Genomic DNA, 15,408 nt, shown 5'->3' on the forward strand with positions numbered 1-15,408 from the left:
CTGAGGAGCACCAGGATGAGCACCACCGCACGGAGCCGGGGCGCGGCCCCGGCCCGGAAGAGCACGCCGGCACCCCCGCAGGACCGGGGTGTCAGCGTGAGCCCGTGGACCATCTCGGTGGTCCTGGTGGCCGCGATGATCGGGATGTCGGCGGCGCTCGTGTTCGGCGGCGCGGCAGCGCCCCGGCAGGTCGCGGACCCCGGGGCGCTCGTGCGGTGGGGCCTGCCCGTGGTGGAGACCGTGCACAACATCGCGATGTCGGTGGTCATGGGCGGGCTGCTGCTCGCCATCGGAGTGGTGCCGCGCTTCGCGGACACCTCGCGCAAGCGCCCCCCGCGCAACAGCCGGGACCAGGCGGGGGAGCCGGAGCACCCGGTCTACCGGGAGGTGCTGCGACTCGTGGAGGCCGCCTCCGTGGTGTGGACGGTGTCCGCGGTGGCGGTGCTCGTGTTCACGTACGCGGACGTCTCCGGCTCGGGCTTCGGGCGCGGTGAGAGCTACACCCAGGAGCTGCTGCACTACATCACCGGGCTGGCCACGGGCCAGTCCCAGGCCGTGATCGTGATGGTTGCCGCGGTGGTCACCACCCTGGTGTTCGGCGTGCGCTCGCTGCTGGGGCTGCTCTGCACCCTCGCGTTGTCCTTCGTGGCCCTCGTGGCCCTGGCGCTCACCGGCCACGCGGCCGGGGGCGCGGACCACATGGGCGCGGTCAACTCCCTCGGTCTGCACCTGCTGGGCGTGTGCCTGTGGGTGGGCGGGCTCATCGTGCTGATCTGGGTGGGCCCGCTGCTCTCCCGGGAGACCAGCGTGGTGAGCCGCCGCGGTGACAGCACCCACCGCGAGCCGCTGCTCGCGGTGGTGCTGCGCCGGTACTCCGCCGTGGCGCTGGGCTGCTACGTGCTCGTGCTGCTCTCGGGGATCGTCAACGCCGCGGTGCGGATCGGCTCCTGGGATCAGCTGACGTCGTCCTACGGGGTGATCGCGCTGAGCAAGCTGGGCCTCACCGTGCTGCTGGCCGCGGCCGGGTTCGCGCACCGGCAGTGGCTGATCCCCGGCGTGGCGGACGGCTCCCGGTCCCGCACGGCCACCCTGTGGCGCGTGATCGTGGTGGAGGTGGTGCTCATGGGTCTGCTCATGGGCATCGCGACCGCCCTGAGCCGCACGGCCCCTCCCGTTCCGGAGGAGCTGGAGCCGGACGCGTCACCCGCTCGCATCCTCACGTGGTACGAGCTTCCCCCGGAGCCCACCCTGGGCAACTGGTTCACGCTGTGGCGCTGGGACTGGTTCTGGGTGGCCGTGGTGGCGTTCTTCGCGGTGGTCTACCTGTGGGCGGCCGTGAAGGTGTGGCGCCGCGGTGACACGTGGTCCCCGCTGCGCACCGCGTCCTGGTTCGTGGGCCTCGCGGCACTGCTCTACGCCACGTGCGGCGGCGTGTCCATCTACGCCCGCGTGCTGTTCTCCGCCCACATGGTGGAGCACATGACGCTGACCATGATCGTGCCGCTGTTCCTGGTCTCCGGTGCGCCCGTCACGGTGGTGCTCAAGGCGCTCGAGCCGCGCCGGGACGGCACACGCGGACCCCGCGAGTGGATCCTGCGGCTCGTGCACTCCACGTGGGGGAAGATCGTGACCCACCCGATCTTCGCGGCCGCCAACTTCGCGTTCTCGATCGTGCTGTTCTACTTCACCGACCTGTTCAGCTTCACGCTGCGCTACCACGTGGGCCACGAGTTCATGATGGTGCACTTCCTGTTCACGGGGTACATGTTCGCCCTGGTGCTGATCGGCATCGACCCCATCCCGCGCCGCCCCACGTACCCCATGCGCCTGGTGCTGCTGCTGGCCACCATGGCCGCGCACGCGTTCATCGGCATCAGCATCATGAGCCTGACCACGGTGCTGCAGGCCTCGTGGTTCGGCAACATGGGCCGCCCGTGGGGCCCCAGCGCGCTGGAAGACCAGCAGCTGGGCGGCATGCTGATGTGGGGGATCGGCGAGTTCCCCACCTTCCTGCTGGCTGTCATCATGGCCGTGCTGTGGGCCATGGAGGGCAGCAAGGAGAACCGTCGCGTGGACCGCCAGGCGGACCGCACGGACGACGCCGAGCTGCGGGCGTACAACGAGATGATGGCCGAGCTCGCCGAGCGGGACCAGCCCCGCCGCTGAGCCGCGCCGGGGGTCCGACGACGCCGCCCCGGCACCGGGCTCCCGCGGCGCCGCGGCCTGCCGCCGGCCCGACGACGCCGCACGGCCACCGGGCCGCGGAGGGGACGGGCGTCCTCGGGGTGGGCGGCCGGCGTCGTCCCCCGCCGACGGCACGGGCCGTGCAGGGCGCAGAGCGCAGCGCGGGGGTTCGGAGCGGTGGGCCGGTGTGCGGGGCGTCATGCGATGCACGGGAAGTGTGGGCGCGCGGATAGCGTTGGATCCTGAGAGACCCCCTGACCCCCGTGGAAGGACCCCCGTGACCGCTGCACGCATGAAGACCCCCGTTCGCGCCTCCGAGCTGACGGGCCGCGCCTGGCTCAACACCGGGGGCCGGGAACTGGACCTGCAGGCGCTGCGCGGGAAGATCGTGGTCCTGGACTTCTGGTCCTTCTGCTGCATCAACTGCCTGCACGTGCTGGACGAGCTGCGCCCGCTCGAGGAGAAGCACTCGGACGTGGTGGTGACCGTGGGGGTGCACTCTCCCAAGTTCGAGCACGAGGCGGACCCGGACGCCCTGGCCGCCGCGGTGGACCGCTACGAGATCACCCACCCCGTGCTGGACGACCCCGAGCTGAGCACGTGGGACGCCTACACCGCGCGCGCGTGGCCCACCCTGGTGGTCGTGGACCCGGAGGGGTACATCGTGGCGCACCTCTCCGGCGAGGGCCACGTGTCGGGGCTCGAGTCCCTGGTGGCGGAGCTCGTGGCCGAGCACGAGGCCAAGGGCACGCTGCACCGAGGGGACGGGCCCTACGTGCCGCGCCCGCGCCCCGAGGGCGAGCTGCGCTTCCCGGGCAAGGTGGTCGGGCTGCCGGACGGCTCGTTCATGGTGAGCGACACGGGCCACCACCGCCTGGTGCAGCTCGAGTCGGACCTGAGCACGGTGCGCCGCGCGATCGGCGACGGCACGCGCGGCTGGGTGGACGGCCCGCGGGAGCTCGCCCGCTTCAACGAGCCCCAGGGCATCGCCACCCTCCCGGCGCACGTCCGCGCCGAGGTGGGCTACGACCTCGTGGTCGCGGACACCGTGAACCACCGGCTGCGGGGTGTGGACCTGGGCTCCGGCTCCGTGCGCACCCTCGCCGGAAACGGCGTGCAGCGCCTGCTCGACGACGCCCGCGCCCGCGGCACGGACCCGAACGTCATCACCGCCACCGATCCCACCGAGGTGGCACTGTCCTCCCCGTGGGACCTCGTGTGGTCCGACGCCGCCGACACCCTGGTGGTCGCGATGGCCGGGACCCACCAGCTCTTCTCCTTCGACCCCCGCACCGGTGCGCTCGCCGTGCTGGCCGGCACCGGGGACGAGGGCCTGCGGGACGGCGCCGCCCGGGAGTCCTGGTTCGCGCAGCCCTCCGGGCTGGCCCAGGACGCCCACGGGGACCTGTGGGTCGCGGACTCGGAGTCCTCCGCCCTGCGACGGGTGCGGTGCGCGGTCGGCGACGCCGCGGCGTCGCCCACCGACCCCGAGGCAACCACGGCTCCCCACGCACCCACGGCCGTGGGCGACCCGGCCGGGTCCTCCGCCGGGCCGGTCGCCGCGGGATCCGACGGGGAGGCCCCCGCGCGTCCCGACGCCGCGGCGTCGCCAACCAGCTCCGGGGCACCCGCCGCCGTGGACGCCGCTGCCGAGGTCTCGGTGGAGTCCGCCGTGGGGCTGGGGCTCTTCGACTTCGGGTTCCGGGACGGCCCCGCCGCCGAGGCGCGGCTCCAGCACTGCCTGGGCGTGACCGTGCTCCCGGACGGCTCCGTGGCCGTGGCGGACACCTACAACGGTGCCGTGCGCCGCTACGACCCCGCCACCGGTGAGGTCTCCACGCTCACGCGCGGACTCGCGGAACCCTCGGACGTGCTGCTGGACACCTCACACGAGGAGCCCGTGCTGGTGGTCGTGGAGACCAACGCGCACCGCCTCGTGCGCGTGCCCGTGCCCAAGAAGGCGCAGACCGTGGACGAGGGTGCCGCCCAGGTGCAGCGCAAGCGGACCCCGGTGGCACCCGGTGAGCTGGCGCTCGCGGTGCGCTTCTCCGCGCCGGCGGGCCAGAAGCTCGACACCCGGTGGGGGGACCCCACCCAGCTGAAGGTCTCCTCGTCCCCGGAGGACGCGCTGGTCGAGGGCGGCGGGACGTCCCAGGGCCTGACCCGCACGCTGCGCCTCGCGGACGGCGTCACCGAAGGGGTCCTGCACGTGACCGCCCGCGCGGCCGCGTGCGACGGCTCCCCGGACGGGGAGATCCCCGAGCACGCCGCGTGCCACCTCTACCAGCAGGACTGGGGCATCCCGTTCACCGTGGATCCCGCGGCCCCCGCTGAGCTGACCCTCGAGCTGCGCGGCACGGACTGATCCCGGGGCGGGACGCTATTTGGGGCTGACGGTGGCCTGGTCCCCCGTGACCTTCAGGCCCGCGGAGAACGTGAAGGGGACGTCCTGCGACACCGTGGAGGTCCGGCCGTCGTACAGGTCCACCGCGGTGAACTCGATGTGCGCCGTGCCCCTGCTGTCCGGCAGCGACCACTGGTCCGCGTGCGGACCGGCCAGGCGCACCTCCGGACGGGGATAGTCCTTGATGCTCCAGGACACCTCACCCTGGATCCGCCCCGGGAAGTCGTGGGAGAACGGGCACCCCTCGGGGTAGAGGCTGTCCTGCTCCGCGCACCGGTCCAGGTGCGCGTGGATCTGCTCGTCCACCTGCTTCTTCATCGTCTCGGACGGGACGGCCGTGAGCTCCATGGTGGTGTGCTGGTCCTCGTCACTGACCGGCACCTCGCGGGGCTCCGCCGTGATCATGGGGGAGCTGTAGGACCCCGTGTAGACCCCGGGGTAGAACACCGCGAAGTCCCGGGAGGATTCCGGCAGCGCCACGGAGGCGCCGTTGATGTCCACCGCGGTGGAGCCGGGCATGGACACGGTCATGGTGGGCAGCGTGGACGGGTCGAAGTCCCACACCGTGAAGAACCCCCACTGGGTCTCCGCCGGGTGCAGCGTGAACTCCGAGGAGGCCGGCTTCCCGTCCAGCAGGTAGCTCGCGCGCACCACCGCGTGGTCTTTGTCCGAGGACACGGTGGACACCTCGACGTCCTCCAGGTGGCTACCGGCCTCCGCGAGGGCATCCCCGTCCAGCAGCGCCGCGTTCGAGTCCGGCACCTGGGCGTTCAGCAGCCCCAGCGCCTTGCCGCCGTCCCCGTCCTGCAGGGCCTGGAAGTACTCGCGGACATCCGTCTCCGGACCGTACTGGTACTTGTTCACCAGGGCGATGGTGACCGCCGCCGCCGCGACCGACAGCACGATCAGGAAGAACCACGCCCCCACGGCCCTGATGATGCGATCGCTGCGTTCCATGGATCTTCACGTTAGTGGATGAGCGGGCAGGGAGCAGACCTGTGTCCCCGGACGGCGGGCCCATGGCTGGACCAGGTTGTGGCAGGGCCCCGGTCAGATCCCGGGTTCTTGGGCGGCGGGGCCGTGCCCACGGCGCAGACGGGTCCTGGGCCCCGCCGGTGGAACTAGGCTGGACCGGGCGACGCCGCGGCGTCGCCCCACCGCAGATCCGCCCCAGGGCGGAACCCCACACAGAACCGCCAGCGCGGAGGCAGCACATGGCAGAGACCGTCCGACAGGTGCCGCCCCGGTACGGGGAGCCCGAGCACGTGTTCCACCCGCGCATCGGATCCTACGGGCGGCGGGTGCTGGCCGCGTGCCCACCGCTGGCGCTCGTCGGTCTGGCCGTGGCCATGATCTACGTCCGCCGCGCGGGCGGCCTCGCCCTGGTGCTGCTGGTGCTGCTGGCGCTCGCGGGAGCCGTGGCCTGCTACGCCTACCTCCGCCCGGCACTCGTGGTCCTCACGGCCAGCCACGTGCTGACGTCCCGCTGGGTGGGATTCCGGGCCGTGGAACGGGAACGGGTTCCACAGGTGGTCACCGTGGAGGCGCTGCTCCCGCCGCATGCGGCGCAGGGGCGCACCAGGGGCCGGCCCCACCTGTGGTTCGTGACCGCGGCCGGACGCTGCGCCCTGTCCCTGGACGGCACGGTGTGGGATGCCCGGACCCTGCAGGAGATCGCCCGGCTCAGCGGCGCCCAGCACGTGAACTTCAAGCGGGCCACGCCCGCCCAGGTCAGCGAGCACTGGCCCCGGCTCGTCTCCTGGCGGGTGCGATTCCCCCGGGTGCGCTACGCGCTCTCCTCGGCGGCCCTCGTGGCCGTGGTGGTCGCGCTCGTGTGGTGGGCGTTCTTCCCGGGCGCGGGGTGAATCCGGGGCCGCACCGCACCCCAGCTGTGCCCTGCTGCCGCGAGTTCTCCTGGTGTGCCCCAGCACCACGGCCACGCACCACGACCGCGCACCAGTACCACGGCCACGCACGGCGACCGCGACCACGACGGCCATGAACCGCGACGCCGTGAGTGGCGCCGGTTGACGGGGTGATGCCCCACATCCGCGCACGAGAACGGCCGGTCCCCGCGGGGGACCGGCCGTTCTCGTGCAGACCGGGCGTTTCCGGGTCAGTCGGGGTCAGCGTGCGGCGCTGCTGCCGCCGTCCGCGCCCTGGCCCTCGCGTGCGGGAGCGCCGGAGGCCGTGGCGGCCCCGTCGCGCTGCCGGGCCCGTGCGATCTCGGACTCGCGCTCCTCGTTGGCCTCGCGGGTCAGCTCCGCTCCCGCCTCGGCGTCGCGGGTGAGGTTCTCGCCCGTCTCGGGGTTGAAGACGTGCATGCGGCGGCTGTCCAGCCAGATCTTGGAGTTCGAACCACCGCGGATGCGGGAGGACGCATCCAGGGACACGACCACCTGTGCGGGCATCTCGTCCGCGTCCAGCTCCTGGGCCAGCTCGTTGAGCTTGTGCTGGACCGTGTCGTCCTGCTGGTAGTGGATGTAGCCGTACTGCTGGTTGCCCAGCCACTCCGTGTGCGTGAACTCGGCATCGAACATGGTGCCGTGGCCCACCTTGGCCTCGTCCACGAACTTGGCGTCCTCGAAGTGCTCCGGGCGCAGCCCCAGCAGCACGAGCTCGGGAGCCCCGGAGAGCCTGGCCCGGACACGCTCCGGAACCTCGATGTCACCGATGGGCGTGCGGAACGTCCCACCCTCGATGCGCGCCGGGATGAAGTTCATGGACGGCGCGCCGATGAACCCGGCCACGAACAGGTTGACGGGCTGTTCGTAGAGCTCGCGCGGGGAGGCGATCTGCTGCAGCTGACCACGCTTGAGCACGGCCACGCGGTCGCCCAGCGTCATGGCCTCCGTCTGGTCGTGGGTCACGTAGATCGACGTGATGCCCATGCGGCGCTGCAGCTGCGCGATCTCCGTGCGCATCTGACCGCGGAGCTTGGCGTCCAGGTTGGACAGCGGCTCGTCGAAGAGGAACGCGTCCGCGTCACGCACGATCGCGCGGCCCATGGCCACACGCTGGCGCTGACCGCCCGAGAGGTTCGCCGGCTTGCGCTCGAGGTGCTCGGTGAGGTCCAGGGTGTCCGCGGCCTCGCGCACCTTCCGGTCGATCTCGTCATTGCTGAACTGGCCCTTGGCCAGGCGCAGCGGGAACGCGATGTTCTCGTAGACGGAGAGGTGCGGGTAGAGGGCGTAGTTCTGGAACACCATCGACAGGTTGCGCTCGCGCGGCTGCCGCTCGTTGACGCGCTCCCCGTTGATCTTCAGGTCCCCGCTGGTGATGTCCTCGAGGCCCACGACCATGCGCAGCAGCGTGGACTTGCCGCAGCCCGAGGGGCCCACGAGGATGAGGAACTCCCCGTCGGCGATGTCGATGGAGATGTCGTTGACCGCAGGGAAGCCGTCGTCGTACTTCTTGACGAGGTGCTCCATGGTGATAGCTGCCATGTTGTGTCAGTCCTTACTGTGTCTGAGCGTGTGGAGGGGCCGGGCTCAGCCCTTGACGGCGCCCTGGGTCAAACCGGAGACGATCTGGCGCTGGAAGGCCAGCACGAGGATCACCACGGGAATCGTCACGATGATCGCCGCGGCCGCGATGGCACCGGCCGGGTCCTCGAACTGGGACGCACCCGTGAAGAACGCCAGGGCCGCGGGAACAGGGCGTGCCGCCGAGGTGGAGGTCAGTCCGATGCCGTAGACAAAGTCGTTCCACGCGATGAAGAAAGCGATGATGGCGGTGGTGAACACGCCCGGCAGGGTCAGCGGCACGATCACCTTGCGGAAGGCCTGCCACGTGGTGGCGCCGTCCACCTGCGCCGCGCGCTCCAGGTCCCACGGGATCTGCTGGAAGTACGCCGCGAGCGTCCAGATGGAGATCGGCAGCGTCAGCGAGAGGTAGGGGATGATCAGGCCGAGCCAGGTGTCGTAGAGCCCCACCTGGCGCCACAGGTTGAACAGCGGCGTGACGATCGAGATGACCGGGAACATGGAGACCACCAGGGCGGTGGTCAGCACGAGCTTCTTGCCCGGGAAGTCCAGGCGGGCGATCGCGTAGGCGCACAGCGTGGCCAGCACCACGGCGATGAACGTGGCGATCAGCGAGATGCCGATCGAGTTGCGCAGCGCCGGGAGGAACAGGTCCTTGGCGTCGCCCACGAAGATCTGCTCGTAGTTCTCGGCGACGAACTCGGTGGGCAGGAACTTCCCGGAGTTCAGGTCCGAGGGGGACTTGAAGGACGTCATCAGGATGGACAGCACCGGGAACAGTGCGTAGACCAGCACCACCACGGAGATGACGGCCCAACCGATCTTCTGTTTAGTGCTCAGCATGGCGGGTCACTTCCCCTTCCCAGAGCCACCGGTCAGGTCCACCTTGAAGATCTTGATCGCCACGAGCGCGATGAGCATCACGCACGCGAACAGGATCACCGAGATGGCCGAACCCAGGCCGATTTCCAGACGACCGATGGACGTGCGGTACGCGAGCAGCGAGAGCGTCTCGGTGCCGTACTGTCCCTGGGTCATGATGAAGACGTTGTCGAAGATGCGGAAGGCGTCCAGCGCGCGGAACACCACGGCCACCATGATGGCGGCCTTCATGTTCGGCAGGACCACCCGCACCAGGCGCTGCCACGCGGAGGCGCCGTCCACACGCGCGGCCTCCGTGAGCTCACCGGGGACCTGCGCCAGCCCGGAGAGCAGCAGCAGGGAGATGAACGGCGTGGTCTTCCAGATCTCCGAGGCCATGATCACGACCAGGGCCGGGCCGGCGGAGCCGAACCAGTTGAAGTCCGGGCCGATCATGGGCAGCCACGAGAGCCAGTTGTTCACGTAGCCGGTGGTGATGTCGAAGGCATAGAACCACGCGAACGCGGAGACCACGGTGATGATGCCGTAGGGCACCAGGATCGCGGTGCGCAGGAGCCCGCGGGTGGCCTTGACCGCGCTGTGCATCACGAGGGCGAGCGCGAGGCCGAGCACGAGCTCCACGACCACGGTGACCACGGTGATGAGCACGGTGACCCCGAGGTCCCGCCAGAACACGATGTCCGAGAACACCGTGGCGTAGTTGCTGAGGCCCACGAACTCCTTGTCACCCGGTGCCGTGAGGCGGAAGGAGAACAGGGAGTCCCACAGCGCCTGCACGATCGGGTAGAGCGTGACCAGGAGCATGATGACGAACGCCGGACCGGCGAGCAGCCACCCCAGCTTCCGCTCGGAGCGGGCCCGGTCCGAGAGCTGCGCCTTCTTGCGCGGCTTCCCGGTCCCGGTGGCGCGGGTGCGCGAATCGACCGTGGTGCTCACAGCAGCGCATCTCCCTTCAGGACTTCCTCGATGAATGCGGTGGTCTCACGAGGGGTGTTCTCGTCCACCTCGCTGGGCGGGGTCCAGTGCTGCTGGATCGCGGTGGAGATCTCGTTGTAGTACGGGGTCTGGGCGCGCGGCTTGGCGGCGTCCAGGGACGTGCGGATGGTGTCCGCCATGGGGAACGCCTCCTTGGCCGCGGGGTCGTCGAAGGCCTTGGCGGACGAGGGCGGGTTGCCGTTGGTGGCGAAGTACTGCGCCTGGTGCTCGGTGGAGACGATGCACTGCACCGCGTCCCACGCGAGGTCCTGGTGCTTGGACGCCGAGCCCACGCCGAGGTTGATCCCGCCCAGCGGGGGAGCGGACGGGGTGTCCGCGTCCACGCGGGGCCACGTGGTCCACTTGATGTCGTCCACCACGGACTGCTCCAGGGAGCCGTCCTCCACCGCGGCCTTGGACGCGGAGTAGATGAACGGGTAGTTGACCATGAACGAGCCCTTGTCCCCCTGGAACTGGATCATGGAGGCGTTCTCGTCCTGGGTGGCCAGGCCGGGGCCTCCCAGGCCCTCCTTGCCGATGGTCCCGATGATCTCGGCGGCCTTCTGCCCCGCCTCCGAGTCCAGGTCGACCTGGGCGTCCTGACCGGCCTCGCCGTCCGTGACGATCTGGCCGCCACCGGACTCCACGAGCCCGTTGACCCACACGGACATGGACTCGCCGCGGGTGCCCTGCACGCCCAGGTACTTGTCCTGGGTCTGTGCCGCCTTGATGATCTGGTCCCAGGTGACGGGCTTGGACATGTCCAGCCCGGCGGCCTTGGCCACGGAGTCCCGGTACCACAGCAGCTGGGTGTTGGCCCAGAAGGGGATGGCCACGAGCTCGTCGTTCCACGTGGCGCCCTGCAGCGGACCCTCGAGGGTGTCCTTGGTGGTGGCCTCCACGACGTCCTGCGGGGGCTTGGCCAGGAAGCCGGGCTCGGCGAGCTCGGGCACGAAAGGCGGGTCCAGGCTCATGAGGTCCATGGAGGTGTCGCCGGCGGCCAGGCGGCGTGCGAGCTGCTCGCGCTGTGAGGACGCGTCGCGGGGCAGCAGGGAGGTCTGGATCGTGTACTTCCCGCCGGAGGCCTCGGAGCAGTCCTGCGCGATGACGGCCTGTCCGCCGTCGTCGGGGTTGATGTACCACGTGAGCGTGGGCGGGCCGGCCTCCCCGCCGCTGCACCCCGTGAGCAGCATGGCGGACGCGGCCGCGGCGGCCGCAACGCTGCGGACGGTGCGCGGTTTCCCGGCCCTGTGTGAGTGGTGAGTGGACTTCACGGTGGTTCCTCCCCTGGAGAGCGCATGGGCTGGGCGATGCGGCGCGTCCTTGCGCGGGTGTCGCGGCCGATCCAGCGTCCATCCAGTCTACGGGTGGCCCGCGTCACGCCGGTTGTGTGACTCGACGTCACGAGAGAAAAACTGCGACCGCCGTCATCGTGAGCATGGAGGTCCCCGTGGTGAGCAGGACGGTGTCCCGGCACACGGTGGTCGCCCGGTCGTAGCGCACCGCGGCCACGTAGAGGTTCTGGGCGGTGGGGAGGGAGGCCATGACGACCGCGGCGTACAGGGCGGGACCGGTGAGGCCCAGCGCCCACGCGAGGGCGAAGGCCAGCGCCGGGTGGAGCACCACCTTGGCTCCCGTGGCCAGCAGGGTGTCCACGCGCGCGCCGGGGACGGACAGGGGGCGGGCGCGCACCAGGGAGATGCCGAACGCGAGCAGCATCGCCGGCACCGCGGCGCCCGCCACGATCCGCACGGGTTCCAGGACCAGGTCGGGGAGGGTGAGACCCGTGGCCGCGCAGAGGATGCCCAGGGCGGAGCCCACGATCAGCGGGTTGGTTACGATGCTCCGCAGCACGGAGGACACCGTGGGCCGGCGCCCGCCCGTGAGGGTGTCCATGACCGTCAGGTACAGGGGGGTGTTCAGGGTCAGCTGGAACAGCATCACCGGGGCCACCTGGGAGGCGTCCCCCAGCACGAACATGGCGATGGGGATCCCCAGGTTCGCGGCGTTGACCTGACCTGCGGCCTGCGCTCCCATCACCACCGTGGAGGCGTCGCGGCGGAGCACGAACCGGGAGATCAGCCCGTACGCGAGCATCGCGAGCCACGCGGAACCGGCCGCCACGAGCAGCGGGACGGAGAACACCCGGTGGACGTCCGCCTCGGACAGCGTAAGGAACAGCAGCGGCGGGGAGCCCACGTAGAACGCGAGCCGGGACAGCACCTGCTGGGCGTCCGCGCCGAGCACGCCCAGGCGCCCGATGCCGTAGCCCAGCCCGATCACGGCCCACACGATGAAGAATCCCGAGAGCACTCCTGTCATGACCGGCAGCTCCTCGGGTCGGTGGTGGTGCGTGCACTGCTAGCCCGCCGGCGGGACGCCGCAGGGGACGGGGCGCACCACGGACGGCCGGGTGCGCGGCGTGCTCCCTTCCGGGAGGGCGACGCCGCTGCCGCCCCGCGGCGTCGAGCGGCCCGTCCTGCTGGGCGCATCAGGCGCCGGAGACGGCGGCGTCCTCCCGGGCGGCGTCGTGGTCCAGGGCGTGGGGTGGGCGCACCATGTCCCCGACGACGGCGTCCGCGGGGTCCGAGCCCAGGGCCACGATCCTGTTGTGCTCGTCCACGTGCACCACGTGGGGCTCGTAGGCCTGCGCCTCGGCGGTGTCCATGAGGCCGTAGGCGATCAGGATCACGAGGTCGCCGGGGTGCACCAGGTGGGCGGCGGCGCCGTTGATGCCCAGCACCCCGCTGCCGCGCTCGCCCGCGATCGTGTAGGTCTCGAGCCGGGCGCCGTTGGTGATGTCCACGATGGACACGAGCTCGCCGGGGAGGATGTTCGCGGCGTCGAGCAGGTCCTGGTCCACGGTCACGGAGCCCACGTAGTGCAGGTCCGCCTGGGTCACGGTGGCCCGGTGGATCTTGCCGGTGAACATGGTGCGCAGCATGGTGGCTCCTGGTGCGGTGTGTGGGATCCGGTGCGTCCCGGGCCGGGAGGGTGCGGGGCGGTGGACCGACGGAAACGCCCCGGGACCTTGGCAGGTACCCGGGGCGTTCACCGATCGGTGCGGAGCGGCTGACGGGAATCGAACCCGCGTATCAGGCTTGGGAAGCGTGCGCTCTACCATTGAGCTACAGCCGCACTGCTCTGGGAGCCGTTCGTGAACGGCCCGGACAGAACGCCCACCACTGTACAACACGTTGGGGCGCGGCGCTGTTCCCCCGCCCGCCGGCCCCTGCGGAACCACGGCGCCCGCCCCGGACGCCGAGGGCATCGGCGCCCGCCCCGGCCGGGGGTCCCGACGCCGGGACGTCACCGCGTCGGGCCAGCCCGGCGGATCGTGGGCCCCGGCGTCCGGAGGCGGTCCGCGACCCGTGAGCACGGCCCGTGGACTACCGTGGATGCCGTGCTCATCTCAGACCGCGACATCCGCCGCCACCTGGACTCGGGACACGTGCGCCTGGAGCCCTGCGACCCCGCCATGATCCAGCCCGCGAGCGTGGACGTGCGCCTGGACCGCTGGTTCCGGCTGTTCGACAATCACAAGTACGCGCACATCGACCCGGAGCAGGAGCAGCCCGAGCTCACCCGTCTGGTGGAGGTGGCCCCGGACGAGCCGTTCGTGCTGCACCCGGGGGAGTTCGTGCTGGGTGCCACGTACGAGAAGGTCACGCTGCCCGACGACATCGCCGCCCGCCTGGAGGGCAAGTCCTCGCTCGGGCGCCTGGGTCTGCTCACCCACTCGACGGCCGGGTTCATCGACCCCGGGTTCTCGGGCCACGTTACGCTGGAGCTCTCCAACATGGCCACCCTGCCCATCAAGCTGTGGCCGGGTTCCAAGGTGGGGCAGCTGTGCTTCTTCCAGCTCTCCTCTCCCACCGAGCACCCCTACGGCAGCGGCGCGTACGGCAACCGGTACCAGGGTCAGCGCGGCCCCACGGCGTCCCGCAGCCACGTGAACTTCCACCGCACGGTCATCGAGTAGGGCGTCACACGCGGGTGGTCGTGAACCCCTCGGGCGGTTTGGGGGTCAGCAGCAGCAGGGCCAGGCCCACCGCCACGACCGTGAGGATCCCCAGGATCCCGTAGATCTGGGAGCCCATCAGGGACACGAACAGGCCGAACAGCCCCGGGGCCATGAAGCTCACGGCGCGGCCCGTGGTGGCGTAGAGCCCGTAGATCTCCCCGTCGCGCCCCGGGGGGATGAGCCGCCCCAGGTACGTGCGCGACGCCGCCTGGGCCGGTCCCACGAACAGGCACAGCGCCAGTCCGCACACCCAGAACGCGGGCTTGCCGTGCCAGAACAGCAGCACGATCCCGGCCGCCATGACCCCCACGAGCGAACCGACGATGACCCTGCGGGGGCCCAGGGCGTCGTCGAGCGAGCCGCCCACGAACGCGCCGAGCGCGGCAATGAGGTTGGCGGCCACCGCGAACACGATGACCTCGGTGAGCGAGAAGCCGAACGAGCCGGCCGCGAGCACACCGCCGAACGTGAAGACTCCGGCCAGTCCGTCCCGGTAGACGGCGGAGGAGAGCAGGAAGAACACCGTGCCGCGCGAGACCCGCCAGAGCCCGGCAATCGTGGCGAAGAGCTCCCGGTAGGCCCCCACGATCCCGCGCCGGTGCCGCGGCTCGGGCGAGGGAGCGACGTCGGGCCCCGCGAGTCCGCCGAGCGTGGGGGTCGCGGCGGGGGACGGGCCGTGCACCTCGCCGTCGTATGCGCGGAACGGCATGGAACGTGCCGCGAAGAGCAGGGGAAGGCAGAAGACGAGGATCCACGCGGCGCTGAACAGCGCCACGGCCCGGTAGTTGAGGGCGTCATCGGTGGGGATGCCCAGGAAACCGGGCGTGACGAAGCCGAAGAGCACGAACGCCAGGGCGAAGATCCCGCCCACGTATCCCGCGCCCCAGCCCCAGCCGGAGACCTTGCCCATGCGCGCGGGGCCGGCCAGGGCGGGGAGCATCGAGTTGTACCCCACGGTGGCGAACTCCTGGGCCACGCTGCCCGCGGCCACGAGCGCCACGCCGAGGAACAGGTAGGAGGGCTCCGGCCGGGCGAAGAAGGCCAGCGCGGTGCAGGCCACGAGCACCACGGTGTTCCACGTGAGGAACGAGGCGCGGGAGCGGGGGGTGTCGCTGCGCTGGCCCACGATCGGGGCGGTGAGCGCGATCGCGAATCCCGCCACCGTCATGCCGATGCTCAGCACGGTGGAGGTGTACTCGGGGGTGCCGAAGGCCGAGCTCGTGAGGTACACCGTGAACACGAACGTGAGCATCACGGAGTTGTAGGCGGAGGTCCCCGTGTCCCAGAGGCACCACATCAGCACCCTCGCGCGGGAACCTCCCGCCGCGGCGTCGACGGGGTCGGTGGGGCCGTGTGGGGCCGTGCTCGTGCGCTCAGCGGTCATGCGGCTCACCCTACGGTGCGGCGCGCGCCAGGGCCCGCAGCCGGAGTGGGCGGGGGAGGAGATGTTCCCA

12 protein-coding genes and 1 tRNA gene are annotated in these 15,408 nt (G+C 71.1%); 4 read left to right on the forward strand and 9 right to left on the reverse strand.

Annotated elements, in window-relative coordinates; all coding sequences use genetic code 11:
- The first annotated feature begins 15 nt into the window (after positions 1–15).
- Together QL985_RS04245 and QL985_RS04250 are read left to right on the forward strand one after the other, a co-directional pair.
- Positions 16–2,166, forward strand: a complete 2,151-nt coding sequence (locus tag QL985_RS04245) for a cytochrome c oxidase assembly protein (RefSeq protein WP_039101828.1) — start codon at positions 16–18, stop codon at positions 2,164–2,166.
- Positions 2,167–2,476: 310 nt separating this feature from the next.
- Positions 2,477–4,549 (forward strand): NHL domain-containing thioredoxin family protein, encoded by a 2,073-nt coding sequence (locus QL985_RS04250; protein ID WP_039101849.1) that lies wholly within the window; start codon positions 2,477–2,479, stop codon positions 4,547–4,549.
- A gap of 15 nt (positions 4,550–4,564) precedes the next feature.
- Here QL985_RS04250 and QL985_RS04255 read toward each other — a convergent pair whose 3' ends face one another.
- Positions 4,565–5,545, reverse strand: coding sequence for a hypothetical protein (locus tag QL985_RS04255; RefSeq protein WP_052239333.1), 981 nt, complete (start codon positions 5,543–5,545; stop codon positions 4,565–4,567).
- 257 nt (positions 5,546–5,802) lie between these two features.
- Between QL985_RS04255 and QL985_RS04260 the strand changes: the two genes are divergently transcribed.
- On the forward strand, positions 5,803–6,453 hold the full coding sequence (locus QL985_RS04260; RefSeq protein ID WP_039101827.1) for a hypothetical protein: 651 nt from the start codon (positions 5,803–5,805) through the stop codon (positions 6,451–6,453).
- A gap of 261 nt (positions 6,454–6,714) precedes the next feature.
- On the opposite strand, the gene ugpC is transcribed toward QL985_RS04260, so the two are convergent.
- The 7 genes from ugpC to QL985_RS04295 form a co-directional block, all read right to left on the reverse strand.
- Positions 6,715–8,034, reverse strand: a complete 1,320-nt coding sequence (ugpC, locus tag QL985_RS04265) for a sn-glycerol-3-phosphate ABC transporter ATP-binding protein UgpC (RefSeq protein ID WP_135010739.1) — start codon at positions 8,032–8,034, stop codon at positions 6,715–6,717.
- A 45-nt stretch (positions 8,035–8,079) separates the two neighbouring features.
- On the reverse strand, positions 8,080–8,916 hold the full coding sequence (locus tag QL985_RS04270) for a carbohydrate ABC transporter permease (RefSeq protein ID WP_135010740.1): 837 nt from the start codon (positions 8,914–8,916) through the stop codon (positions 8,080–8,082).
- Between the two features lie 6 nt (positions 8,917–8,922).
- On the reverse strand, positions 8,923–9,891 hold the full coding sequence (locus QL985_RS04275) for a sugar ABC transporter permease (protein ID WP_135010741.1): 969 nt from the start codon (positions 9,889–9,891) through the stop codon (positions 8,923–8,925).
- Positions 9,888–11,204, reverse strand: a complete 1,317-nt coding sequence (locus QL985_RS04280) for an extracellular solute-binding protein (RefSeq protein WP_135010742.1) — start codon at positions 11,202–11,204, stop codon at positions 9,888–9,890. The genes QL985_RS04275 and QL985_RS04280 overlap by 4 nt, the downstream gene beginning before the upstream one ends.
- A 127-nt stretch (positions 11,205–11,331) precedes the next feature.
- On the reverse strand, positions 11,332–12,252 hold the full coding sequence (locus QL985_RS04285) for an AEC family transporter (protein WP_135010743.1): 921 nt from the start codon (positions 12,250–12,252) through the stop codon (positions 11,332–11,334).
- A 169-nt stretch (positions 12,253–12,421) separates the two neighbouring features.
- Positions 12,422–12,874: an aspartate 1-decarboxylase gene (panD, locus tag QL985_RS04290; protein WP_047979125.1), complete on the reverse strand. Its 453-nt coding sequence runs from the start codon at positions 12,872–12,874 to the stop codon at positions 12,422–12,424.
- A gap of 123 nt (positions 12,875–12,997) precedes the next feature.
- A tRNA-Gly gene (locus QL985_RS04295) sits at positions 12,998–13,068 on the reverse strand.
- 265 nt (positions 13,069–13,333) lie between these two features.
- Between QL985_RS04295 and dcd the strand changes: the two genes are divergently transcribed.
- The gene (gene dcd, locus QL985_RS04300; RefSeq protein ID WP_039102152.1) at positions 13,334–13,912 is read left to right on the forward strand and encodes a dCTP deaminase; all 579 of its coding nucleotides are present in this window, start codon (positions 13,334–13,336) and stop codon (positions 13,910–13,912) included.
- 4 nt (positions 13,913–13,916) lie between these two features.
- Here dcd and QL985_RS04305 read toward each other — a convergent pair whose 3' ends face one another.
- Entirely contained in the window at positions 13,917–15,338 is a 1,422-nt protein-coding gene (locus QL985_RS04305) for an MFS transporter (protein ID WP_039102141.1), read from the reverse strand.
- Positions 15,339–15,408 lie beyond the last annotated feature (70 nt).

The organism is Kocuria sp. APC 4018 (genome assembly GCF_030407675.1).
Taxonomy (GTDB): domain Bacteria; phylum Actinomycetota; class Actinomycetes; order Actinomycetales; family Micrococcaceae; genus Kocuria; species Kocuria rhizophila.